Here is a 1017-nt window from a genome sequence, read left to right as displayed (position 1 = left end):
GGTTCGGGAAGACCAGGCCAGTAAAAGTTCACCCCGTCCACCGTCCAATAAGGATCGTTCGCCCCGAGGATCACCAGTTTGGGCATGGTGTAGGCGTACGCGTAAGAATAAGGATCGACGAGCCACAGGAGCCTTGCGGCCTCCGGAACCCTGCCAAGCTCTAGCCAAAGACCCCTTTGCGCGTAGTCCGAAAGCATGAACGAAGGTCCTCCATAACACCGCTCCTGGTGGACCATCTGCAGGGGAATGTTCACCATGTCAAACACGATGGGCACCATCCCCACCGTTTTCTCCGGGGCTGTGGCCGCCGCCAAATACGTGGTCCATCCCCGTTTGGAGGCCCCAATCAAGATGAACCCCCGCACCGAAATGTTCCAGCGCTCAAGGAAAATCGCCTCCAAGGCCTCCATGGCAGCATGGACGCTCCGCACCATCGGGAAAAGAAGGGGCCAATCCGGCTCCTTGGTTTCCAAGTATTGGGAAAAGGTGTAGGCGATGAGGGCATCTTCCCGAAGCCCAAAGAGGGGCTGGAAGGGGACGTTATGCAGGAGGGCCACGGGAAGACGGCTTAGGGAACTTACAGTTGCGCATAGCAACGAATCCCCAGGGCTAGGATCTCCGGAGATGTAAAGGACCACCACGTCCCTCACCATCGGGTCCTTTGGGGAATAGAGGAACAGGCGGTGGCGCCAAGGTATTCCCCTCCATGTCTGGGAAAGCAGCAAGATTTCCAAGGAGTCCAAATTTCCTGTTTCCCCAGCGTTCTCAATTTGCCAGAAAGCTTTGCCTTTCTGGGCTTGCACGTAGTCGAAAAGCTCCGCAGGAGGAAAAGCTAATCCCCAAAAAGCCACAAACACAATGACCGCCAAAACACCTTTCATCCTTCCTCCCTTCCGTCCCTTACGGGGCCTTGATAATACCTCCCCTCTTGGCCAGAAGGACGAGGATCTCCATCACCGGGGTTCCATGGGCAGCCATCTCCTAAACGTATTCCCGTAGCGGCACTGGAGAGGTTGG

Annotated in this window: 1 protein-coding gene; it reads right to left on the bottom strand. The window is 56.3% G+C overall.

Features of this window, described 5'->3' with window-relative positions; translation table 11 throughout:
- A partial coding sequence (locus H5T41_11330) for a hypothetical protein (protein ID MBC7109350.1) occupies positions 1-881 on the bottom strand: 881 nt, incomplete at its 3' end.
- Between the last annotated feature and the right edge of the window lie 136 nt (positions 882-1017).

The organism is Methanomassiliicoccales archaeon, from assembly GCA_014361295.1.
Classification (GTDB): Archaea; Thermoplasmatota; Thermoplasmata; order Methanomassiliicoccales; family JACIVX01; genus JACIVX01.
The sequence above is the reverse complement of the archived record's forward strand: the minus strand, read 5'-3'. Positions and strand labels throughout refer to the sequence as shown.